At 54.8% G+C, this 23,851-nt stretch carries 21 protein-coding genes; 11 read left to right on the plus strand and 10 right to left on the minus strand.

The window, feature by feature from the left end; genetic code table 11:
* Nucleotides 1-160: 160 nt before the first annotated feature.
* The 3 genes from rarD (at nt 161) to M9H61_RS09290 (ending at nt 3,931) form a co-directional block, all read left to right on the plus strand.
* Nucleotides 161-1,069 (plus strand): EamA family transporter RarD, encoded by a 909-nt coding sequence (gene rarD, locus M9H61_RS09280; RefSeq protein ID WP_250284718.1) that lies wholly within the window; start codon nt 161-163, stop codon nt 1,067-1,069.
* A gap of 93 nt (nt 1,070-1,162) precedes the next feature.
* The gene (grxD, locus tag M9H61_RS09285; protein WP_068517200.1) at nt 1,163-1,498 is read left to right on the plus strand and encodes a Grx4 family monothiol glutaredoxin; all 336 of its coding nucleotides are present in this window, start codon (nt 1,163-1,165) and stop codon (nt 1,496-1,498) included.
* A gap of 303 nt (nt 1,499-1,801) precedes the next feature.
* Nucleotides 1,802-3,931, plus strand: coding sequence for a mechanosensitive ion channel family protein (locus M9H61_RS09290; protein ID WP_250284721.1), 2,130 nt, complete (start codon nt 1,802-1,804; stop codon nt 3,929-3,931).
* Nucleotides 3,932-4,127: 196 nt separating this feature from the next.
* Here the strand turns inward: M9H61_RS09290 and rpsD are convergent, their stop codons facing one another.
* The 3 genes from rpsD to cimA form a co-directional block, all read right to left on the minus strand.
* Nucleotides 4,128-4,745 carry a 30S ribosomal protein S4 gene (gene rpsD / locus M9H61_RS09295; protein WP_068517202.1) on the minus strand — a complete coding sequence of 206 codons (618 nt, stop codon included), beginning with the start codon at nt 4,743-4,745 and terminating at the stop codon, nt 4,128-4,130.
* Between the two features lie 294 nt (nt 4,746-5,039).
* Entirely contained in the window at nt 5,040-5,822 is a 783-nt protein-coding gene (locus tag M9H61_RS09300; protein ID WP_101248100.1) for an RNA methyltransferase, read from the minus strand.
* Nucleotides 5,823-6,084: 262 nt separating this feature from the next.
* The gene (cimA, locus tag M9H61_RS09305) at nt 6,085-7,698 is read right to left on the minus strand and encodes a citramalate synthase (protein ID WP_371833744.1); all 1,614 of its coding nucleotides are present in this window, start codon (nt 7,696-7,698) and stop codon (nt 6,085-6,087) included.
* A 307-nt stretch (nt 7,699-8,005) separates the two neighbouring features.
* Here cimA and M9H61_RS09310 point away from each other — a divergent pair, with 307 nt between their 5' ends.
* Together M9H61_RS09310 and M9H61_RS09315 are read left to right on the plus strand one after the other, a co-directional pair.
* Complete coding sequence (locus M9H61_RS09310) at nt 8,006-8,266, plus strand: hypothetical protein (protein ID WP_068517205.1); 261 nt, start codon at nt 8,006-8,008, stop codon at nt 8,264-8,266.
* Nucleotides 8,267-8,474: 208 nt separating this feature from the next.
* Nucleotides 8,475-9,170, plus strand: a complete 696-nt coding sequence (locus M9H61_RS09315; RefSeq protein ID WP_068517206.1) for a DsbA family oxidoreductase — start codon at nt 8,475-8,477, stop codon at nt 9,168-9,170.
* A 116-nt stretch (nt 9,171-9,286) separates the two neighbouring features.
* Here the strand turns inward: M9H61_RS09315 and M9H61_RS09320 are convergent, their stop codons facing one another.
* Genes M9H61_RS09320 through M9H61_RS09330 form a run of 3 tightly spaced genes read right to left on the minus strand, consistent with a single transcriptional unit; the run spans nt 9,287 to nt 12,152 of the window.
* A complete protein-coding gene (locus M9H61_RS09320) occupies nt 9,287-9,592 on the minus strand; it encodes an antibiotic biosynthesis monooxygenase (protein WP_101248102.1) in 306 nt (101 codons plus the stop codon).
* 46 nt (nt 9,593-9,638) lie between these two features.
* On the minus strand, nt 9,639-11,204 hold the full coding sequence (lsrK, locus tag M9H61_RS09325; protein ID WP_250284723.1) for an autoinducer-2 kinase: 1,566 nt from the start codon (nt 11,202-11,204) through the stop codon (nt 9,639-9,641).
* A 3-nt stretch (nt 11,205-11,207) separates the two neighbouring features.
* Entirely contained in the window at nt 11,208-12,152 is a 945-nt protein-coding gene (locus M9H61_RS09330) for a sugar-binding transcriptional regulator (protein WP_101248104.1), read from the minus strand.
* Nucleotides 12,153-12,388: 236 nt separating this feature from the next.
* On the opposite strand from M9H61_RS09330, the gene lsrA reads away from it, so the two are divergent.
* The 6 genes from lsrA to M9H61_RS09360 all read left to right on the plus strand — a co-directional run bounded on the left by lsrA (nt 12,389) and on the right by M9H61_RS09360 (nt 19,143).
* Nucleotides 12,389-13,894 (plus strand): autoinducer 2 ABC transporter ATP-binding protein LsrA, encoded by a 1,506-nt coding sequence (gene lsrA, locus M9H61_RS09335; protein WP_250284724.1) that lies wholly within the window; start codon nt 12,389-12,391, stop codon nt 13,892-13,894.
* Complete coding sequence (lsrC, locus tag M9H61_RS09340; protein WP_250284725.1) at nt 13,887-14,936, plus strand: autoinducer 2 ABC transporter permease LsrC; 1,050 nt, start codon at nt 13,887-13,889, stop codon at nt 14,934-14,936. The genes lsrA and lsrC overlap by 8 nt, the downstream gene beginning before the upstream one ends.
* Entirely contained in the window at nt 14,936-15,937 is a 1,002-nt protein-coding gene (locus M9H61_RS09345; RefSeq protein ID WP_101248107.1) for an autoinducer 2 import system permease LsrD, read from the plus strand. Before lsrC ends, M9H61_RS09345 begins: the two co-directional genes overlap by 1 nt.
* Nucleotides 15,938-15,947: 10 nt before the next feature.
* Complete coding sequence (gene lsrB, locus M9H61_RS09350; RefSeq protein WP_114114024.1) at nt 15,948-16,973, plus strand: autoinducer 2 ABC transporter substrate-binding protein LsrB; 1,026 nt, start codon at nt 15,948-15,950, stop codon at nt 16,971-16,973.
* 92 nt (nt 16,974-17,065) lie between these two features.
* A complete protein-coding gene (locus tag M9H61_RS09355) occupies nt 17,066-18,313 on the plus strand; it encodes a class II aldolase/adducin family protein (RefSeq protein ID WP_250284726.1) in 1,248 nt (415 codons plus the stop codon).
* 158 nt (nt 18,314-18,471) lie between these two features.
* Entirely contained in the window at nt 18,472-19,143 is a 672-nt protein-coding gene (locus tag M9H61_RS09360; protein WP_250284728.1) for a LysE family translocator, read from the plus strand.
* On the opposite strand, the gene M9H61_RS09365 is transcribed toward M9H61_RS09360, so the two are convergent.
* From M9H61_RS09365 to cysS, 4 genes are all read right to left on the minus strand, one after another.
* Nucleotides 19,133-19,858 (minus strand): DUF6064 family protein, encoded by a 726-nt coding sequence (locus M9H61_RS09365; protein ID WP_101248111.1) that lies wholly within the window; start codon nt 19,856-19,858, stop codon nt 19,133-19,135. The genes M9H61_RS09360 and M9H61_RS09365 overlap by 11 nt on opposite strands.
* Before the next feature lie 24 nt (nt 19,859-19,882).
* Entirely contained in the window at nt 19,883-20,824 is a 942-nt protein-coding gene (locus M9H61_RS09370) for an aldo/keto reductase (RefSeq protein WP_101248181.1), read from the minus strand.
* A gap of 172 nt (nt 20,825-20,996) precedes the next feature.
* On the minus strand, nt 20,997-22,418 hold the full coding sequence (locus M9H61_RS09375) for an HAD family hydrolase (protein WP_250284731.1): 1,422 nt from the start codon (nt 22,416-22,418) through the stop codon (nt 20,997-20,999).
* Between the two features lie 36 nt (nt 22,419-22,454).
* Nucleotides 22,455-23,831: a cysteine--tRNA ligase gene (gene cysS, locus M9H61_RS09380; protein WP_250284732.1), complete on the minus strand. Its 1,377-nt coding sequence runs from the start codon at nt 23,829-23,831 to the stop codon at nt 22,455-22,457.
* Nucleotides 23,832-23,851: the final 20 nt, after the last annotated feature.

Below are 23,851 nucleotides of genomic sequence, written 5' to 3' on the forward strand. Positions count from 1 at the left end.
TTGCCCTGATTACCAGACGCGCAAGCCACCCTTTGATGCGCGATGATGATTTTTTCGGGCGCCGACCAACCATCGGCGCCCGATCCCGTCAAGACCGGATTTGCCGCCACCCGACGACATCCGGCATGACCAGCCCCATTAACTGACCACGGCTCATCAAATGTCATCACAAGATAAGCCGGCCCTGATCGGTGCCGGACCGCTCGCCGGACTTGGTGCCTTCACCATCTGGGGCATTTTCGGGCTGTATTTCAAAATGGTATCCTTTGCGGTGCCGCTTGAGATCCTGTCCCACCGGATCATCTGGTCGGCGGTTTTGACATTTGCGATGATCATTGCCCTTGGCCGGCGCAAGCAACTCTGGGTGCTGATTTCATCGGCCAAGACAATTGGCCTTCTGTTTCTGAGCAGCCTTCTGGTGGCGGGCAACTGGGTGATTTACATCTGGGCGGTCAATACCGGCAATGCGCTTGAAGCAAGCCTTGGCTATTACATCATGCCGCTGATCATGCTGATCCTGGCGCGCATTTTCTTTGCCGAAAAGCTTAACCGCGTTCAAATCCTGTCTGTGGGTATTTGCGCACTCGGGGTTTTGAACCTTCTGGTTTCCTATGGGCATCTGCCCTGGATCGCGCTTAGCCTGTCGTCGCTGTTCGGGTTTTATGGCGTGATCCGCAAATTTGTTCCGGCCGATCCGATTGCCGGTCTTTTTGTTGAATGCGCGCTGATCACGCCGATTGCCCTTGGTTACATGGTCTGGCTTGGCGCGCAGGGTGAGATGGCATTTGGCCATACCGGCATGACCAACGATCTGTTGTTTATCGGACTTGGGGTCTGCACCACCATTCCGCTGGTTCTGTTTGCCTATGCCGCGCGCAATATGAAGTTTTCCGTGCTTGGTCTGATGCAGTATCTTAACCCGACCCTGCAATTCATTGTCGCGGTTCTGGTATTTGGCGAAACCTTTACCAGCGCGCATATGGTGACCTATGGGCTGGTGTGGTTCGGACTTGGCATTTTCACGTGGGATAACCTGCGCAATGTGCGCAAAAACCGCCGCAACAGTTGACAGAACCACAGGTTCCAGCCATATCTTCGGCCATAAAAGTTTAACCCGTTTTTCGCGGCCGAGAGATCGCCGCCCAAGCCAAGGACAATCATTATGACCGACAATCCGGTTTTCGATCGCATCCAGAAGGACATTGACGATAACGATATCGTTCTGTTCATGAAGGGTACTGCAATGTTCCCGCAGTGCGGTTTCTCTGCTGCTGTGGTTCAGGTCATGGCTGAACTCGGTGTTCAGTTCAAAGACGTGAACGTTCTGGTCGACCCGGCAATCCGTCAGGGCATCAAGGACTTCTCCAACTGGCCGACCATTCCGCAGCTTTACGTCAAGGGCGAGTTCCTTGGTGGCTGTGACATCGTCCGTGAGATGTTTGCATCGGGCGAACTGGCCCAGCATCTTAAAGACAAGGGCGTTGCCGTCGCTGCCTAAGGCGCGACCAGCCCGACATCAAACGCGCTGCGCGATGATCGCCAGCGCGTTTTTTTGTGCCTGCGATCCATCCGTGCATATCCCGGAAACATCCCGGGCACATCTTTTGCGTTCATTACAGGCATCCTCGTAAAACTATTTCTTGATGCTTGGCGCGCTCTCCCCCATCCTTGAGGGATGCTATTCTTCGCGCAACAGGGGAAGTGACCGGGGATGAAAGCAGCAATCAAATCAATAGCATGTCTTTTGCTATTTTCCGGCTTGGCTTGGATTGCCAATCCACCGGCCCCCGCACAGGCACAAATGGCTGCAATTGCCGCCATCAGCGGATCGGACGATGCCCAAGCACCGGCCCCGGATGCCACGGCACCAGATGCTACAACCAATCGCGCACCCGACACCGTTGTTGCCGAAACGTTTAGCTATTATGCCTTCCTTGACGAAGGCATTAACCGCACCCAGGCCCATATCGACGCGACCCTGCGCGGGCTTGAAGCGTTTCCGCATGAAGTTGCCGCCACCCTTGATCTGATATCATCGGATGTCGGCAAGACCGGGTTGATGTGGATTGCCCTGTTTACCGCGATATTTGTTGGTGTGGGCATTGTCGCCGAAGTGATATATCGCCGTTTTTCGGCATCGATATGTGCCTATCTTGAACGCCAATCCCCGCAAAAGTTTTCCGACCGCCTCAAACAGATGGCGGCCCTTTGTGTTTTGTCGCTGCTGTCACTTGGTGTGTTTGCCATCGGGTCGGTGGGCACGTTCCTGATATTTGATTGGCCTCCGATCATGAAGGCCGCGATCATGTCGTTGCTGACAGCATTCTTCCTGCTGCGCATCATCATGATTGTCCTGCAATTCCTGTTCGCGCCAAAGGCCGACGGCCTGCGCATGATCAATGTCGATCCGCAAACCGCAAGCGCCCTGACCGGAAGCCTGGCCTGGGCGGCGGGGATTTCGCTGTTTTCATTTGGCATTGCCGGGGTTTTCAGTGCCGCCCCCACCATGGTTCAGGGCGATATCATCCTGTTTGACCATGCCGTGGTGATTTCGGTGATTTCGTTTTGTGTTGCCACCTGGTGGCTGGGCCGGTTCTTTGCCCGCCATCAGTCCGGCGACGGGATCGAAAAGATCGCCCTTCCGACTTCGATTGCGCGGCTTTGGCCGGTGATTGTTTCGGCCTGGATCATCCTGATGGGCGGGGCTGCGATCATTGGTGCGGAACGCATTCTCAAGGCGCTGATCGCCATCGGGCTTGCCTGTGTGTTTGATGTGGTGTTTCGCAACATCATCGAAGGCCAGCACCGCCTCAAGGTCAAAACAGCACAGCAGGAAGCAGACGAACAAAACGCCATCGCACAGGCCGCGGCCCTTGAAAACGATACCGAATTCGAACCGGTCGCTCCCAAACTTCCGGTCTTTACCAAGGTTCTCAAACGCGGGGTAAGGTTGCTTGCCCTTGTGTTTGTTCTGGGCAGCATGTGGCGGATCTGGGGACTTGACCGGCTGGCCATGGCCGAGGATGCCGGCATCGTTGCCCGCGTCATTGATGCGTCGACCGAAATCATCATGATCCTGCTGATTGCCGATCTGATCTGGTCATTGATCAAGGCATTCCTTGACGAACGCATGAGCGCGTCAAACGCCGGGCATGGCGGGGATGAAGGCGGCGGATCGGGGCTTTCGCGGGTTGAGACCCTGTTGCCGTTGCTTAAAAACTTTGCCCTGACCGTGATTGTCATCATGGTGGCGATGGTAACCTTGTCATCGCTTGGCGTTGATATCGGGCCACTGATTGCCGGTGCCGGTGTGGTCGGCCTTGCCCTTGGCTTTGGCAGTCAGGCACTGGTGCGCGATGTGGTGGCCGGGGTTTTCTTCCTGCTTGATGATGCCTTCCGGCTTGGCGAATATATCGAAGTCGATAACCTGCGCGGGCGCGTTGAAAACATTTCAATCCGGTCCATGCAATTGCGCCATCATCGCGGCCCGCTTCAGACCATCCCGTTTGGCGAAATCAAATCCATCGTCAATCACAGCCGCGACTGGGTGATCGTCAAACTGGAATTCCGGGTGCCGTTTGATACCGATGTGAACAAGATCAAGAAACTGGTCAAAAAGCTGGCTGCGGAACTTTTGAATGATCCGCTGATCGGTGACAGCTTCATTGAACCGTTGAAATCCCAGGGTGTGCGCCGGATGGAAGAATTCAACATGGTGATCGGCCTGAAATACACCGCCAAACCCGGCGAACAATTCACCATCCGCAAAACCGTCTATCAAAGCGTGCTTGCGATGTTCAAGGAAAACGGCATCCAGATGGCATCGCGCAACGTCAAGGTCGACGTCCCCGCCGATGCCACCCCCGAACAGAAACACGAAGCCGTTGCCGCGGCCGCCCAACAGGCGTCCGAGCAGCTCAACAAGCCATAGGCCACAAGAAAAGCCAAAAACAATAGACCGGCCCGCCCCGAAAAGTGGCCCCAAACACCAAAACCCCCGATGCCTGTTTCGCGTCGGGGGTTTTATGGTCGGTCAGCGGCAATTTTACCAACGATCCGGACAAACAAAAACGCCCGCTGTTTCCAGCGGGCGTCTTCGTATCGTTTCGTCGCGAAATCCGTAAGGATTAACGCGAGTAGAATTCGATGACCAGGTTCGGCTGCATCTGAACCGGGTACGGAATTTCTGCGAATTTCGGAACGCGAACGAAGGTACCTTTGAAGGCTTTCGCATCAACGTCGAGATATTCCGGAATGTCACGCTCTGCAAGGTTGGCAGCTTCGAGAACCATCGGGATTTCACGCGAAGCGGATTTCACTTCGACAACGTCACCTTCTTTAACAAGGTAGGACGGAATGGTTACTTTCTTGCCGTTGACAAGAATGTGGCCGTGGTTAACGAACTGACGTGCGGCGAACACGGTCGGAACGAATTTCATGCGGTAGATAACTGCGTCAAGACGCTGTTCAAGAATACCAACCAGATGCTCGGAGGTATCGCCCGGACGACGCGATGCTTCTTTGAAGTAACGCAGGAACTGTTTTTCGGAGATCGAACCGTAGTAGCCTTTGAGCTGCTGTTTAGCGAACAGCTGGGTACCATAGTCGGTCGGCTTCTTACGACGGGTTGCGCCATGCATGCCCGGTGCGTATTCGCGCTTGTTCAGCGGCGATTTTGCACGACCCCAAAGGTTCACGCCAAGGCGGCGGTCAATCTTATGCTTTGCAGCAATACGTTTCGACATTTTGTAACTCTCTTTTTTTAAAGATCACTTATTGTCCCGATAGTTTCCAACCGCCCGAATAACGGACATGCGGAACGGGGACGAAAACACCTTTTTCGACCCGCTTTCTCGGAAGTGAGGCGCAATATAGAGATGATTGATCAAGAGTCAAACATTAATCGCCGCACCGGACCTGCATGGAAGCCCTGCATTTCTGCGATCTTGGGCGATCTGGCAGATCGGGTCGATCACACTGCCCGCTCCAACCGGGCCGTATCGCGGCTAACCGTCTGGAAGATATCGGCTTTGGCCTGATCAATCCTTGGATTTGTATTTGCCACCGCGCATGGCAACAATCATCCCGCGCAGGGTTTGCACTTCCTGATGGGTCAGGTTGGCACGGTTGAAAATGTTGCGGATATTGCGCTGCATGTTCGGGCGCTTTTCCTCGACCCGGAAGAATCCCGATGCATCAAGCTCGGCCTCCAGATGCACAAACAGGCGCTCCATATCATCCTTGGTCGCCGGGAAGGTGTCATTCATCATCATCTGATAATCGGGCACGTCGACACCGGCCTGCCACCATTCATAGCCGATCAGAAGAACTGCCTGTGCCAGATTAAGCGATGTGAAACCGGGATTAAGCGGCACGGTCACCACCGCATCGCCCATGGCGATATGTTCGTTACGAACGCCGGTCCGTTCCGGGCCGAACATCACGCCGACCTTTTCACCCCGCGAAATCACATTGCGCATTTCCGGTGCCAGCCCCTTGGGGGTAAAGACCGGTTTGATCGCATCGCGCGTGCGTGCGGTTGTCACATAGACACGGTTCAGATCGGCAAGCGCATCTTCTTCGCGCTCGAACACCTTGGTGTTATCAATCACGATATCGGCACCCGATGCATTGGCTGTTGCCCGTTCATTGGGCCAGCCATCACGCGGACGGACCAGACGCAGGTCAACCAGACCACAATTCAACATCGCACGCGCCGCCTTGCCGATATTATCGCCAAGCTGCGGTTCAATCAGAATGATTACGGGCGGGTTGGCAATGCCACCGGTTTCGGGTTTGGCACTCCCTACGGCGTCGCTCATCGGGTCAGATCTCCGGTCGTGATATGCGGGTTGGTGACGGATATTCCCGTCCATATTGGCGCTTACTTAGCAAAAGCCAACCGCTTGCGCCAGTCTCCTTAAGCCGGTCTTATAAAGCCAGTCGCCTTGCCCCGTCGCCTGACGCCAGTCCGCAAGCATCACGCCCCTTGGGATGCAGAGGCTGAACTTCCCAGCCCGGCCAAATCAAAACGGCCGGGGCATTTACCCCGGCCGCCATATGCATCATGCCATTCCAGACCGCTCAGCCATGCTGGCTGCGGACGCCGGATTTGAACAGCTTATAGGTAATGGAATCCCGAAGCGCGTTATAGGATGCCTCAATAATGTTGGTCGAAACGCCCACTGTCGCCCAGTTATTGCCATCGGCATCGCGGCTTTCGATCATGACACGGGTCACCGCACGCGTACCGTCGCCGCGCGTTATGATGCGGACCTTATAGTCGATCAGTTCGATCTGCTCGACCGCTTCGCGATATTCCGGCACCGTCACCAGAACCTTGCGAAGCGCCGCATCAAGGGCGTTGACCGGGCCGTTCCCTTCGGCGACCGACATATATTGTTCGTCACCGACCACGACCTTGACGGTGGCCTCACTCATGGTGATGACCTGTTCGTCCTGCTCATCGACCCAGCGCCGTTCGTCAATCACGCGGAATGATGTCACACGGAAATAGCGATCAAGTTCGCCCATGGCCTTGCGCGCCAGCAATTCAAAGCTGGCCTCGGCCCCGTCATAGGCATAGCCGTCAAATTCACGCTGCTTGACCGTTTCAACCAGTTTGCCGACTGCTTCGGATTTCGGATCGACTTCAACACCGATCTCGCGGAACCGGGCCAGAATGTTTGAACGCCCCGCCTGATCCGATACCAGGATATGGCGCTGATTGCCGACCAGTTCCGGTTCGACATGTTCATAGCAGGCCGGGTTCTTTTCCACCGCCGAGACATGCAAACCGCCCTTATGGGCAAAGGCACTGTCACCGACATAGGCCGCCTGACGCAGCGGTTCACGGTTCAGGCGTTCGTCCAGAATATGGGAAATCCGGCGAAGATGGGTCAGTTGTTCGCGCGAAACACCAACGTCATACCCCATCTTGAGCATCAGGGTCGGGATGATCGAAATAAGGTTGGCATTGCCGCACCGTTCACCCAGACCATTAAGCGTCCCTTGCACCTGTCGCGCACCGGCGCGGACCGCGGCCAAGGAGTTCGCAACCGCATTCTCGGTATCGTTATGGCAATGAATGCCGACATTCCCGCCCGGAATGACCGTGCAGACATCGGTCACAATGTCAAAAATCTCGTCGGGCAATGTGCCGCCATTGGTGTCACACAGCACCACCCAGCGCGCCCCGGCATCATAGGCCGATTTGATTGCCGAAATCGCGTAATCACGGTTGGCCTTATAGCCGTCAAAGAAATGCTCGGCATCGAACATGACTTCGGAAACCTTTGATTTCAGATGGGCAATGGAGTCCGAAATCATCGCCAGATTTTCATCAAGCTCGATCCCGAGTGCCTCGGTCACCTGAAAATCCCAGCTTTTTCCGACCATGCACACAATCGGTGCATTCTGCGCCAGGCTGGCAAGCCCCGGATCATTCGATGCCGAACGACCGGCACGACGGGTCATGCCAAAGGCTGTCAGTTTGGAATTTTTAAGTTTGGGCGGATTGGCAAAAAATGCATCATCGGTCGGGTTTGCCCCGGGCCAGCCGCCTTCGATATAGTCAATCGACAATTCGTCCAGTGCCTTGGCAATCGCGGTCTTGTCCGCGGCCGAAAAATCCACGCCCTGGGTCTGCTGCCCATCGCGCAAGGTACTGTCATAAAGATAGACGCGCTTGTCTGACATATTCATTCCAACTGATCGATCATCTCTCTTCGGGATCCGGGCTTTACGTTACGGCAGCCCTGATCCGCAAACGGGTCTGGCAAATTGCCGCAAAACACCCCACAGCGCAACAGCATTACGCAAAATGGGGTTTTCGGGCAATTTCACCCCCTATCCCCTCCCTAACCCATCTTTAGGATAGCGGACCTGTCCCCTTGAATGATTGTAACCCCCACCTATCAATGCTTAACTCTACTATACATTGCAAAGTGGCCGGGGACTGCTCCATAAATTGAAGTCGCCCGGTTGCGGTCTAGGGACATCGACGATGGCACATGAAGCCACCACCAGCGTTGATTTAATGATGCTTGCCGGACTTACCTGGGAACGTACGGGTAAGAATTGCTGGACAGCTTCTGACAGGTTCGCCCATTACACCATTTTCCGCGATATCGACGAACGTTGGTACGGGGAATGGGAACGCGATGGCGAACGTATTCGCGCGAACTGGTCCTGTCCGATCCTTGAAACCTTTGCCGAATATATGGTCGATCACGCCCGGCGCAGCCCGACGGACGATCTGGACTGACTTTTTCCTACTTCACCTTATTTATCCTGCGTCTGTCAGGCGGATTTTTTGGGCGCCAATCCGGTGATGTTTGTGCCCGCGTGATCCGGGGCATTTGGCATGCTGTGCCGGCCCGTTTTCTGACAATCGATTGCGATCAGTTCTTGCGTTTGAAGGCGGTTGCATTATGTGATGGGCAGGATCACACGAATAAACGCAAGGCTTACCAATGACGAACGCCATTCCCATGCAGATCGACATCGTTTCGGACGTTGTCTGCCCCTGGTGCATTATCGGGTATAAAAACCTTGAAGATGCCATCAGCCGTCTTGATGGCGAGATCGACGTCAAACTGCGCTGGCATCCGTTCGAACTGAACCGCGACATGCCGCCAGAAGGCCAGGACCTCGCCGAGCATATCAAGGAAAAATACGGCCTGACCGCCGATCAGAGTGCGGACAACCGTGCGCGCATCACCATGATGGGTGAAAATGTCGGCTTCCCGATCCATTTCAGCTCGGACAGCCGCATCTATAACACCTTTGACGCCCACCGCCTGCTCTATTGGGCGGGCAAGGAAGGCGAGTACGGGCAGCAGACCGCCCTTAAACTCAACCTGTTTGCCGCCTACTTCCAGGGTGGCGACAATATGGCTGATCACGGTGTTCTCAAACGCGCAGTCGAGGAAGTCGGGCTTTCGCCGGACCGTGCCGCAGAAATCCTTGCCAGCGACGAATTCGCCAAGGAAGTCCGCGCCGAAGAAGACGAGTTTGGCGAAGCAGGCATCAGCTCCGTCCCGACCTATGTCGTCAATGGCAAATTCGCCATTTCCGGCGGTCACCCGCCCGAAGTCTTTGAACAGGCACTTTCCGAAATCGCCCGTCAGGGGGATGAAATCCTCGCAGAAGCCGAAAGCGAAGCCTGATCAATCAGCACAACAAAGATCAGACACATTATATAATGCACAAAGCCCCGGTCATTTGCCGGGGCTTTGTCATTTGACAGGCGCTGACAGACCGCCTGCAAGTATCCAACGAAAACTCAGGCCAGATAATCGGCCATTTCCGCATTGAAATAGGTTTTGGTGCGCGGACCGGTGATGATCGGGTCGATGCGGCGCACGCATTCCTTGTAATGATCCGTCTGGCGATGGGCCTGAAAATCGTCTTCGGAACGGAACACTTCGTAAATCATGAATTTATGTTCGTTTTCCGGGTCGCGCAGCACGTCAAAACGCAGGTTGCCTTCCTCGTTCTTGCGTGTGCCTTCGTAATTGATCCGGAACGCTTCGATGAATTCGTCGACATGTCCCGGTTTGACTTCGATATGCACCATTTGTACGAGCATGATGTATCCTTTTTAACTTAATTCACTTCGATAAAATCATTCCGGATCAGATACCCGGGGCTTTCCACATAGAGGTCGTAACCCCCTGATCGACCAGTTGGCGCTGCGCGGCATAGGCCCGCGCCCAGCGTTCCCCCAATGCGTCATAGTCAGATTTGACCTTGTCATTTGGTTCAAACATGCCGTCCCAACGCACCCATTCCCGTCCAAGGGCCGCAAGATCATCATGCAATCCGCCACCAACAGCCGCCGCAGCGGCACAGCCAAGTGCGGTTGCCTCCTTGATCACGGGGGTTGCAACAGGAATGCCGGTCACATCGGCCAGCATCTGTGACCAATGCGGGCTTTTTGCCGCACCGGCCGCAAAGACGATCTTGTCAGGGCGTTTGCCACTAAGCTTGAAGATCGCATCAAGGTTGCGCGCCGCGACAATACAGGCATTTTCCTGCAACGCCCGGAACAGCACGGCCTTGCCCGATTTTTCCGGATCGATGCTAAGATTAAGGAACGACGGGGCTGCGTGATACCAGCTACCATAGCGCATCACGTCCGAGAAAATCGGGATAACCCCGTGCGCCCCAAGCGGGACATCCTTCGACAGATTTTCCAAAAGTGTATAGGCCTTGCCCGGGTCATCGACCTTGGCCAATTCTTCCTGACCAAAGGCATCGCGGAACCAGCGCATGACCGCACCGACAAAGAAACTGATCGCCTCGGCCTGATTAAGCCCGGTGATGACATGCGGATTGATGCGCAAATTCATCGACGGATCGGTCAGGGTTGCATCAACATTGACGATCTGTTGCCAGAAAGTGCCACCAAGAACCGCACAATCCCCGATCCCGGTAACACCAAGCCCGGCCGTACCCAGCTGACAATCACCACCGCCGACAACAACCGTTGTTCTGGTCGAAAGTCCGGTTTCCACGGCTGCCTTTGCCGTCACATGACCAACGGCGGTCCCGGTTTCATAGGCCTGGGGAAAGATATCATCGCGAAGCCCGACCGCGCGCATGGCTTCAGGCAGCCAGTCGCGTTCACGCAGACCGAAAATCCCGGTGGTTCCGGCATTTGACGGATCAGATGCGATCACACCCGAAAGCCGTGCCACCACCCAGTCAGACAGCATCGCGATGCGATCAATCTTTTCATAGATGTCAGGCATCTGTTCGCGGATCCAAAGAAGACGCGGCAAGGCACCAAGCGCAAAGGTCTGCCCGGTTTTGCCATACAGATCCTTTTCAACAGCAGGGAAGCTTTCCTTAAGCGCGCGCACCTGATCAACCGCGCGACCGTCCACATTGGCACAGGCCCAGATTTCCTTGCCATCCGCATCAAAGGCAACAATGGCCTCGCGCATTGATGTCGCACTGACGGCCGCAATATCATCACCTGAAACACCGGCTTCGGACAGGGCACCGGCAATACAGTCGCAAATCAGCTTCCAGTTGCCATCAACATCAAAATCCATCGACCCGGGAAAACGCGGATCCTCCTTGTGCCACCATTCGCGCTGACAAGCGCCAAGCTGATGACCATCCCGATCAAACACAACTGCCCGACCGCTGCCGGTACCGGCATCGATCGCAAGCAGGTAATTTCCTGCTGCCATTCCCTAGACGTCCTCCAACAATTTTTCTGCCGTTTTTTCATCCGTAATCAGGATGTCGACATATTTTCCTTTAAGCGCGGCACGAATCGCGCGCACTTTGCCGTCACCACCGGCAGCGGCGATGACATTCTTTGATTTATTCAGGGATTCGAGGCGCGCACCGATCACGCGTTGATGCAGCGACAGATCAAGCACATCGCCATTGTCATCGAAAAACTGACACAGGATGTCACCGACAGCCCCCTTGCGGCGCAAAGGTTCAACCTCGGCCGGGGTGACATATCCGCTACGCACAACGGTCGACTCGTTATTCAATTCGCCAATACCGACCAGCTGATAGGCCGCATTCAGCGCCATTTCCAGAACATTGGAAATGCCCGGTTCGCCCATAAGGGCGGCTGCAACCGCATCCTCGGACACAACAAGTGGCGCGGGCAACAGATGCACACTGCTGCCCCAGTTTGCCGTGCGCATACCATCAACATAGGTCGCGACCCCGCCAGTAAGGCTGACCAGCGACACATTGCGTTCATTGGCCATATGACCAATGCGCTGGATGGTGTGACTGACAGTCGCCCCCCAACCAACAGCAAGCAGGTCATCATTACCAAGGCGCTGCATCAGAAACTGTGCAGCCGCCTGACCAAGGCGTTCATTCAGATCGCCATTTTCAAGATGGGGAACCACCCGAACTTCGCGCAGACCCCAGGCATCCTGAAGGCGCTGTTCATGTTCAAGGCATCCCTGATAACGGGAATTGATTCGCACCTGAATGATGCCGGTGCGGCGACCACTTTCAAGCAAACGGGAAACCTTGATCCGCGAAAGACCAAGCTTTTCGCCGATCTCGCCCTGGGTCATGCCATCGTTATAGTAGTACCACGCAATACGGGTTAGAGTTTCCTCCTCCGCATCCGCATAACTCCAGTCGTTTGCATCCGACGCCATATTTCCAGTCCCTGAATTTTCTGTATCGCTGTTCATTTGATTATCTATGAAACAAATGATCACGTCAACAGGTCCGCGCACAGCGTAAAATTGCAGCCTTCCATACTGCAACGCGGCATATATATCGCCATTTATTCGTAAATATACTGATCTTCATTCGAAATCATGGTTATTGACGAATTTGGAATCATATGATCAAATGTTTTTCATAAAAACAAATGAACAGGCTCCCAGGGATGGAACAGAATACAACACCCCGGACCGCGGTCCGCGTCGCCGACATATGGAAATCCTATGGCGGAACACCGGTTCTTAAGGGGATCAACATCGAATTGCTTGCCGGACAGGTTCATGCCCTTCTGGGCGGGAACGGTGCGGGCAAATCCACCTTGATGAAAACAATTGCCGGGCTGGTGGATGCCGATCAGGGCAGTGTCGAAATCAACGAACAGACACTGGGCACTGCGTCACCGTCAGCTGCCCAGTCGCTTGGTCTGTATCTGGTCCCGCAGGAAGCGCATATTCTTCCGAACCAGTCCGTGCTTGAAAACATCTGCCTTGGCCTGAAAGCCAAGCCGCGCGCCCTTCGCGCCGAGGCCGAAGCTCTGCTGCGCGATCTTGCGGTTTCGCTTGATCTTGATGCGCAGGCCGCCACCCTTGAAATTGCCGACCGCCAGATTGTCGAAATCATGCGCGGACTTATCCGCAAGGCCAGCGTGCTGATCCTTGATGAACCGACATCGGCCCTGACACCGCACGAAGCCAACGCCCTGTTTGATCGCGTCCGTCAGCTCAAGGCCCAAGGTGTCGGAATCTTCTTTATTTCGCACAAGCTGCGCGAAATCCGCGAAATTTGCAGCGTGATCAGCGTCCTGCGCGATGGTGCGATTGTCCTTTCCGGTCCTCTTTCCGATTATGACGACAATCGGATCGTCGAAGTCATGACCAAAACCGTGCAGTCCGCCCAGCCGGTGAAACGCACAGAAAACAACATCGATTTCACTACCCGCGACGTGGTTCTTGAAATCGACCGTTTCAGCGGCGAAGGCTTCCACGACATTTCCTTTAATGTACGGGCTGGTGAAATTGTCGGTCTGGCCGGTGTTGTTGGTGCGGGTCGATCGGAACTGGCCGAAACCCTGTTTGGACTGCGCCCGGCACGCAGCGGCAACCTTAATCTTCTGGGCACGCCGCTTACCAAACGCTCCCCGCGTGATTGCGTTGATGCCGGTCTGGTTTACCTTCCCGAAGACCGTCAGCAAAACGGCCTGTTTCTTGAAGCATCCCTTGCCTGGAACATGTCGGGTTATACCATGCACCGTCTTGGTTTCTTCCCGAAACGCAAGGATGAGACATCGGCCTTTGACACGTTCCGTCAAAGTCTTGGCATCAAGTGCGAAGGCGAAGGCCAGCAAGCCGGTCGCCTGTCGGGCGGCAACCAGCAAAAAGTTCTTTTGGCAAAATGCCTTGCCGCCGATCCGCGGGTTCTGATCCTTGATGAGCCAACCCGCGGCGTTGATGTGGCCGCACGCAACGACATTTACCGTCTTATTCGCGAATTGGCCGCCAAGGGATTGGGCGTGGTTCTCATTTCGTCGGACTTTGACGAAATCGAACAACTTGCCGACCGGGTTGTCGTCATGGCCCATGGCCTGCAATGCGGTGCGCTCGAACGTGACGCGGTGACGGTTGATGCCATTGCCCATCTTGCCTTTGAATCTGGGAGCCCGGCACATGCTTGATTTTTTCGCACGTAATCGCGTGGCGACCCTGTGTGCTGTCACCATTCTTGCCTTTCTTCTGATCGGGGCGGCGGCACCGGGATATCTGTCGCTGTCGACCGCATCGGTCGTGATGTCCAACAGCCTTGTTCTGATGTCGGTCGCACTGGGCACCATGCTGGTGATCCTGACCCGTAATATCGATGTTTCAAGCGGCTCTGTGCTGGGACTGAGTGCCGTGGTGCTTGGCATGATGCTCAATGACGGGCACAGCCTTGGCCTTGCGATAGCCGCCTGCCTGTTGACCGGGGCGGTTGCCGGACTGATCAATGGCCTGCTTGTCACCATGCTTAATGTGCCGTCGATCATCGCAACCCTTGGCACACTTGGCCTGTTTCGCGGTGTGATGCTGATTTTGACCGGCGGCAACTGGATCGAAGAACTTCCGCTGTCGCTTAAGGCATTGGCTGATAACGGCGCTGTCGGGTTTTCGGTTCTGACCGTCATTGTCATTTCGTCCCTGATCGTGGTTGGCCTGTTTGTCCGCCAAACCCGTTTCGGGCGCTATTTCTATGCCGTGGGCGATAACCGCGAAGCCGCCCGCCATCTTGGCATTCCGGTCAAACTGGTACAGATCGCGGCCTTTGTTGCGGCTGGCGTTCTGGCCGCCATCGCCGGCATGATCTTTGCCGCCCAGATCGGCTTTATCCCCAATCAGGCCGGTAACGGGCTGGAGCTGAAAGCCATTGCTGCAAACGTTCTGGGTGGCGTCAGCCTTCTTGGGGGCAGCGGCACGGTTCCGGGCATTTTTGTCGGCGTCATTTTCCTGACCTCGATCGACAGTGCACTGGTTTTCCTGAAAATCCCGGCCTTCTGGAACGATTTCATTGCCGGTGCGGTGTTGCTTTTGGTCTTGCTGCTTGATGGTCGTGTGCGCATGGCCGTTGATCGTGCCATTCGCGCCAAACGCTATGCGGTGCATCACCACACCAACCCCGACCAGTCAACCGCGTCCAGCCCCGAAACCATGTCCAAACCCCGCACCCAGGAGGCAGGTGAATAATGAAACGTTATCTTCTGCGTTGGGAAACTGCCCTTCTGGCCATGCTGGTCGCTGAATTTGCGATCTTTGGCATGATCAATCCGCGTTTTCTTAATCTGTCGAACCTGCTTTACAGCACCAGTGACTTTGCCCAGATCGGGATTGTTGCCCTGCCTCTGACCATCGTGATTATTGCTGGCGGGATTGACGTATCGTTCGCCTCTGCGGTTGGCCTTTGCGCCATTGTCTTTGGCATTGCCAACTTCTTTGGCATGCCGTTGCCGGTATCGATTTTGGCATCGCTTGCGGCGGGTGCGGCGGCGGGCCTGTTTAATGCCACCGTCATTCATGTGTCCCGCATTCAGCCACTTGTTGTAACGCTTGGCAGCTTGTACCTGTTTGGCGGTGCGGCGACCGTGCTTTCGGGTGTTGTCGGGGCCAGCGGTTACGAAGGGATCGGCAACTTCCCCGATGCCTTTACCGCCTTTGCCTATTTCGAACTGGGTGGTTTGCCCGCCCCGTTCCTGGTCCTGCTGGTCGAAGCGGCAATCCTGTTTGTTGTTTTGCATTATTCGCGCTTTGGCCGGTCGGTATTTATGTGCGGACTAAGCGAACATGCCGCCCGTTATAGCGGCCTTCCGATCAAAACCATTCAAACCATCACCTATGTCATGACCGGTGTCTTTGCCGCGATTGCCGGACTTGTTCTGTCATCCTATTTCGGATCGGCACGTGTGGACCTGGGCACCGCGACATTGCTGCCTGCGATCACCGCAGCGGTCCTTGGTGGTGCATCCATTTACGGCGGTCAGGGGTCGATCATCGGCACCCTTCTGGCCACCCTTGTCATCGGTTATTTGCAGCAGGGCCTGCAAATGAGCGGTGTCCCCAGCCAGATTTCCAGCGCGCTCTCAGGTGCGTTGCTGGTCGTTGCGGTCGCATTGCGCCACGGAAGCGCCGTGCTGGCCGATTTTGTCGCTGCGCGAATAATGGCGATGAACCGGAAACGCGCAGCATCATAAGGAGGAAGAAATGTCAGGAAGAACGTTAAAACTGATGTCAGCCGCGGCCATTGCCGGCTCGCTTCTGGCAGCAGCACCGGCATTTGCCGAAAACCAGATCGCCTTCATTCCGAAACTTGTCGGTGTCGGCTTCTTTACCAGTGGCGGCAATGGTGCCACCACCGCTGGCAAGGAACTGGGCATTGATGTGACCTATGATGGCCCGACCGAACCAAGCGTTTCCGGTCAGGTCCAGTTCGTGAACAACTTCGTGAACCAGGGTTACAACTCGATCATTCTGTCGTCGGTTTCCCCGGATGGTCTTTGCCCGGCCCTGCAGCGCGCCATGAAGCGCGACGTTCTGGTCATGACCTGGGACAGTGATGTCAAACCGGAATGCCGTTCGTACTATATCAACCAGGGAACCCCGGAACAGCTTGGCGGTCTTCTTGTCGATATGGCAAATGACGGCGTGAAAAAGGAAAAGGCAAAAGTTGCCTTCTTCTATTCCAGCCCGACCGTGACCGACCAGAATGCCTGGGCCAATGCCGCCAAGGCCAAAATTGCTGCTGAACATCCGGGCTGGGAAATCGTTACCACCCAGTATGGCTATAACGATGCGCAGAAATCCCTTCAGACTGCCGAAAGCATCCTGAAAGCCTATCCGGATCTTGATGCCATCATCGCCCCGGATGCCAACGCCCTTCCGGCATCGGCACAGGCTGCCGAGAACCTTGACCGCGCTGGCAAGGTAACCATTGTCGGCTTCTCGACCCCGAACGTGATGCGTCCTTATGTCAAACGCGGCACGGTTGAGCGTTTCGGCCTTTGGGACGTCACCGAACAGGGCAAAATTTCGGTCTTTGTTGCCAACCACGTTCTTGATAACGGCCCGATGAATGTTGGCGACAAGCTCGACATTCCGGGTGTCGGCACCGTCGAAGTTTCCCCGAACAGTGTTCAGGGTTACGAGTACGAAGCCGAAGGTAACGGCATCATCCTGCTGCCGCACCGCACCGTCTTTACCAAAGACAATATCGACAATTTCGATTTCTGATCTTTGGCACCACGGGTACGGCGATCCTGGGGGTTTGCCGTACCCGGATTTCTTCAGACCAGCTCCCCCTTGTTAACCCTACGGATTTTTTGATGGAAAACCTTTGGAACGATAACGACGCCGCGCGCTATGCCAACCAGGCCCGCGAAGCCGGCCAGCCCGAGGCCCTTGGCCTGCGCGTTTATACCTCGCGCATCATTGGTCAGGTCGCCGATCTTGTCCTGCATGGCGGTGGCAATACATCGGTCAAGGTTACCGATACCAACGGCGACGCCATCATGCATGTCAAAGGCAGCGGCTGGGACCTTGAAACCATCGAAGCCCCCGGCTTGCCGGCGGTGAAGCTCGCCCCGCTTCATGCCGCACGCAAAAGCAAAAAGCTTTCCGATCCTGAAATGGTCGCACTTCTGCGCAGCAACCTGCTTGATCCGTCCGCCCCGAACCCGTCGGTCGAAGCATTGCTGCATGCCTATCTTCCGTTTGATTTCGTCGACCACACCCACTCCACGGCCGTCCTCGCGCTCGCCAACCAGGACCATTCCGAAGAAATCATGCGGGAAATATATGGTGATCGCCTTGCATTCCTGCCCTATGTCATGCCGGGTTATGATCTTTCGATTGCCGGTGCGGATCTGTTTGACCAGTTCCCGAATTGCGAAGGTCTGTGGCTTAAAAACCATGGCCTGTTCACCTTTGGCGATACCGCCAAGCAATCCTATGACCGCATGATCGATTTCGTCACCGATGCCGAAAACTATCTGAGCGCCAAGGGCATTGCCCTGCCCGGTCCGGAAAGCTCGGACCGCGACATTGATCCGGTGCTGGCGAAGAATATTGAAACCGTTTTGCGCGCTGGTAACTCCCCCTTTGCCGGCGGCATTGCCCTTGATTTCCGCAGCACCCCCTCGATCCGGCGTTATCTTGAAAATGATAACCTTGAAACCATTGCCGCACGCGGCACGGCAACGCCCGATCACGTGATCCGCATCAAGCCGTTCCCGCTGATCATCGCCGCCAATGCAGGCATTGATGACATCGCCGCCGCACTGGCTGATTTCAAAACCCGATATGCGGCCTATTTCGAACGCAATGCCCCGAATGCCAGTGAACCGAAAGTCATGCTTGATGCCTGGCCGCGCATGGTTCTGGTCAAGGGTGTCGGCCTGATCGGTCTTGGTGCCAATGACAAGGCCGCACGCATTGCCGGTGATCTTGGCGAACAGACCGCACGCATCATCAATGCCGCCGAAGAAGTCGGCACCTTCGCCCCGATCAACGAAGCCGATCTGTTTGACATGGAATACTGGTCGCTTGAACAGGCGAAACTCCAGAAGAAATAACTCCCTGTTGCTCCAATGCTTTTCACTCCCCCACTTGGTGTTGGAACAACCGCAAGCTCAACTCGCCCCTGTCTTTGACAGGGGTTTCTTTTTGCTTGCTCGACATTGGGTAGCTGGCGACTTACTGTTCTTTTGCCACCAGCAAAGGAACCTGCCCCATGCCGTCACTTGCCGAGATCGGGCTGTATTTGCCCGGAATATTGCTATCCTATGCCGCCCTTCTGGTCGGATTGATCAGCCCCGGCCCTGCTCTTTTGGGCCTGATGGGGGTATCGCTTGAACAGGGACGCTTCGCCGGACAGCGTTTTGCGCTGGGAATTGGAACCGGGTCGTTTTCCATCGGGCTTTTGACCCTGACCGGGTTGTCGGCGGTTCTTGCCGCCTATGCCGATGCCATGACCGCCATTCGCATTTTTGGCGGCCTGTATTTGCTTTGGATGTCCTATCGGGCGTTTCGCACCGCCTTTCGCAAGGCGCCATCTGCCGATCCACAAGGGACAGGCAACGCGACCGATGGCACGTCACCACGCCAGATTTCCGGACGCGGATATTATTTCCGCGGGCTTGCGCTTCATCTGACCAACCCCAAAGCCATCCTGACCTGGATTGCGATCATTTCGATCGGCTTTCACCAGGGCGCACCCTTATGGGTTGGCGCAGCCATCGTGATCGGATGCGGCATGATTTCGACCAGCATCCATTTGCTTTATGCCACCGCCTTTTCGACGGCCCCGGCCATATCGATCTATCGCCGGGCAGCCAACTGGATCAACGGGGTGCTTGGCGTGTTTTTTGCCGTGGTTGGATTGCGGCTGCTGGTCAATCGCTGATTGGCGGGGGATCGGCCAGTTCGGCCTTGGTCAGCCGACGGGTCGTCACCCCATTTTTAAGATCAAGCCAGCCCGAAAAGATCGTCAGCCAAACAGCAATCAGCATGACATAGGCAATCTGCTGATCCATCACCCAAAGCGTGGCCGCGGCAAAGGCACACCAGATCAGCGGCACCGGCAGAAGCAACCAGCGCCACGTGCCGCGCGCCATCAGAACAAACCCCAATGTGCCCAGTGCGGTCGGATCGGCAGCACTGCCAAACAGTTCCGCCTGTATCAGATCACGCCCTTCAAGCAGTCCGACAAAAGGATAGATCACGATTGCCACAACCATGATCGCCGCCCCGACATAAGATGTCAGATCCCCGCGCCAGCCAAACCGCAACGGCAACGGACGGGCGGCAAAAACCAGAAGCAACAGGACCTCGATCACAAAGCCCGGCAGGATATAGGCCACCGCCCAGTTGATCGGCTGATAATATTGCCAGACAAAGCCATAGCTGGCCCAAGCCCAGATCAGCGACAGCAAAACAAGGATCACCCGGTTGCCGCGATGGCCATGGCGCATCGCCATGCCAGCCGCCACCAGACCGGCAACAAAGGCCGCCAGTACCGCCATCCACCACACGCTGTTCATGGTTTCAAACAAACGGTAATAAACACGCGGCGAAAACAGCAGAAAATCCGCCAGTCCGTAATCCCACCATTCGGTCATGCCAGCTTTCCCATATCCTGTTTCCTAGATCAGAACGCCGATAACCGCTGCGATCTGTTCGCGCATCTTGTCATCGGGCAAACGTCCGGTTGCTGCGCGCATGTTTTCCGCCGCATGGGCCGGGTTGGTCGTTGCCGGGATCGGACAGGTCACGGACGGATGGGCAATCAAATATTTCAAAATCAGCTGTGCCCAGCTTTCCACTTCAAGCTCGGCGGCAAATTCCGGCAAAGGTTCACCTTCGAGCTGATCAAGAAGACTGCCACCGCGAAACGGACGATTGACGATGACGGCAATGCCCCGGTCATAGGCCAGCGGCAGCAAATATTCCTCGACCTTGCGGTCGACCGGGTTGTACGTCACCTGAACGAAATCAAGCCGTTCATTTTTCATCACCGCAATCAGGTCTTCGGTCCGCCGCCCGTGGGATGTCGTCACCCCGACATAGCGCAACTGCCCTTCATTCTTCAGACGGAAAAGAAGCGGCAGATTATCATTGATCCCCAAAAGATTATGGACCTGCAAAAGGTCAAATTTTCGGGTGTTCCAGCGTTTGCGTGTTTCGGAAATCTGATCAAGCCCGTCCCCGGACGTCCAGACCTTGTCGGTTGAAAACACCCGGTCATGGGCACCAAGTTTATCAAGACAATAACCGATAACCTCCTGGGCCGATCCATACATAGGCGAACTGTCGATCATCCGCCCGCCGGCATTGAAAAACGCCGATACCACATCCGCGCACTGATCACGCAGGGCCATGTCATTGCCGACATTGAACGTGATCCAGCTGCCAAGTCCGACCGCCGGAATTGCTTCGCCGGTGGACGGTACCTGTTTGCGGATAATGTCAGGCACATCCTTGCGCAGGGCGCCATGCGCCACACCGGGCATCAAGGCCCCCAAAGAGGCCGACAGGCCAAGCGCACCGGCCCCTTGCATAAATCTGCGACGGTCAATTTCAGACATGAAAGACGTTGCCTTCCTGTTGGGTCCAATCCGTTCCGAACTATGATCCAACATGAATTGGGCAGAAATCTGCCCATGCGCAACCTTTGGTATTTATTGCCCGACTGTTGCCCGCCCAAACAAAAAGGCCGCAGTCGATGCTGCGGCCTTTTTCATATCGCCACCTACAAAATCACTCTGTAGCGGTTGTGTTTGTATCAATATGCTTTATTGCGCTGTTAGGCGTAGCAGTTGCCAAGCCAATACACACAGCAACCAGCGCAAGGCCAACCAACATGTAGGTGGAATTTATCTTGTGTCGTGAGTGAATGACCATTCCTCCAATCTTGCTGGGACTTTCCTTACCGATTGCAGTTGTCAAACCAACATTAGGAATGAAAGGCTTAAGTATTTTCTCAGAGTATAACCCCTGCTTCACAGCTCCTGTGAGGAAGTTATGATACCAATACCTATCCATCAAAAAAAACACGAACCAAATAGGAATCACACCGCCGACAATTAAAGCGGAAACAGGAAACTCTTTGCCAAAAAGATGAACAAAAACTTCATTCTTTATCGCTAAACCAGCACCACCCATGAAGGCGCCAACCACAGCAATTGCAAAACTTCGCACCTTCATCTGTAAATCGTTAAAATGCTTCTGCACGTCTACAATTTTATCCCAGGTACGAAACATCAATTCAATCCGCTTTTCGTGATCAACTGGTCTTCGGAACCTTACAAAATTGACGTGGCTAAGAAGTTCTTTCATTGAAGCTGTCAACTTAACTGTCGGTCTTACTGTTTCCCCCTCAAGAATTGCTTTCTCGCGGGCAACATCAGCATCCGTCCAATGAGTAACTTGCTTCAGCAGATCGTAGGCCTCTCGGTCCTGTGCTTTGCCATACTCGGCATGCACGTCGAGCACCCCTGCCCCTTGCGCCATAGCGATGTCTTTCATCAAACTATCGCCGATGTAAACGCATTCCTCGGGTGAAACCGCCAAGTCGACGAGAATACTGTTCAGAACATCAACACTTGGCTTTAGCTCATGCTCAGGAGTGTATCTATGCTCAGTATAATTAAACTCGTAGCTATCTTCAGAATATTTCCGGATCTCTTGCCGGCTAAGATTATTCGGAATTTTATGGTCTGGTGGAGAATATAAGTAATCTACTAAACCATCGAGTTCCAACTTTCTCATTCGATAGTTTGAGTAAAACGCTTTGGACTCTGTGTATCCTACTATTAGGACCCCGCGTTTTTTTAATTCTATCAGAGTCTCTTTCACGCCATCATAAAGTTTAAGGTGTTCACGCCTCTTCTCTCGGAAGGCATTGATTGCAGGTGCAAAAACTTCAAGGAGATTCTGGTCTGGAAACTTTTTCCGTAAGCACTGAAGCTCTTCAATCAGAAACGCATATTCCGAAGTACCATGTTTTTTGTGTACTTCTTTTATTTCTGGCAGCAACTCATCCAAACCAATATCGCTGATCCGCGATATCTCCTCCACCATTGCCTGAAAAGAAGCATGCCAAACATCAACCCAGTCAAAAAGTGTATTGTCCAAGTCTGTAATCAACACACTAGCCTTTGGAGATAAACTCACTGACATAATCTGCCCTTCCCATGCATCTTTGTTTCTGTCTGCCTATACCCGCTTCCAGCTAGTACCTTCCTTGAAGTCTTCAAGGATGATGCCGCGCGCCAGAAGATCATCACGGATCTTGTCAGCAGTTGCGAAATCCTTGTTCTTCTTGGCGTCCGCACGCTGGGCAATCAGGCCTTCGATCTCGGCGGCCTCATCCGCATCGGCAGAACCGGTAAACCAGGCTTCCGGATCACCTTCAAGAATACCAAGCAGCTTGGCCGCGGCCAGGATTTCGCCCTTGGCCTCGGCGCGTTCATACTTGGTTTCCGCCTTGTTGAAACGGGTCACAAGGTTATGGAACTCGGCAATCGCAAGCGGCGTATTAAGATCATCACACAGCGCCTCAAGAACCGCACGCGGCACCGGCACATTTTCCGGGGTCACGTCGGAACTCTGGCGAAGGGCTGTATAGAAACGATCAAGCGCCTCTTTGGCCTGACGCAGGTTTTCTTCCGTCCAGTTGATCGGCTGATGATAATGGGTGCCCATCATCGCCAGACGGATGGCCTCGCCCGGCCATTTTTCCAGAAGCTCATGCACGGTGACAAAGTTGCCAAGCGACTTGGACATCTTTTCACCTTCGACCATCAGATGGCCGTTATGCATCCAGTATTTGGCATAGCTCGAACCCTTGTTCGCGCAGCAGCTTTGCGCCAGTTCGTTTTCATGGTGCGGAAACACCAGATCCGAACCGCCGCCATGAATGTCGAAATTCTCGCCCAGATAACGGGTCGACATGGCCGAGCATTCAATATGCCAGCCCGGACGACCACGGCCCCACGGGCTGTCCCATCCCGGAATGTCATCTTCGGACGGTTTCCACAGAACAAAGTCCGCCGGGTCCTGTTTGTAGGGGGCGACTTCAACGCGGGCACCAGCGATCATTTCCTTGCGATCGCGACGCGAAAGCTTGCCATAGTCGTCAAACTTGCTGACCGAAAACAGAACGTGGCCTTCGGCGGCATAGGCAAAGCCCTGTTCGATCAGGCTTTCGCACATGGCGATCATTTCGGCGATATGTTCAGTCGCACGCGGTTCGATATCGGGCTTGGCGGCATTAAGCGCGCCCATATCATCAAGATAAGCCTGATGCGTGCGTTTGGTGATTTCGGAAATCGGCTCGCCGCTTTCCTTGGCACGGGCATTGATCTTGTCGTCAACGTCGGTGACGTTCCGGACATAGGTTACCTTGGGATAGATATGGCGCAAAACGCGCACCAGCGTATCAAACACCACCACCGGGCGCGCATTGCCGACATGGGCATAGTCGTAAACGGTCGGGCCGCAGACATAAAGGCGCACGTGATCGGGATCAATCGGCTCGAATACCTGCTTTTCGCGGGTCAGCGTGTCATAGATACGAAGGGTCTTGGTCATGTCAAAATTGTCCGTTTGGC

The sequence above is a fragment of the Thalassospira sp. GO-4 genome, assembly GCF_023588965.1.
GTDB classification, from domain to species: domain Bacteria; phylum Pseudomonadota; class Alphaproteobacteria; order Rhodospirillales; family Thalassospiraceae; genus Thalassospira; species Thalassospira povalilytica.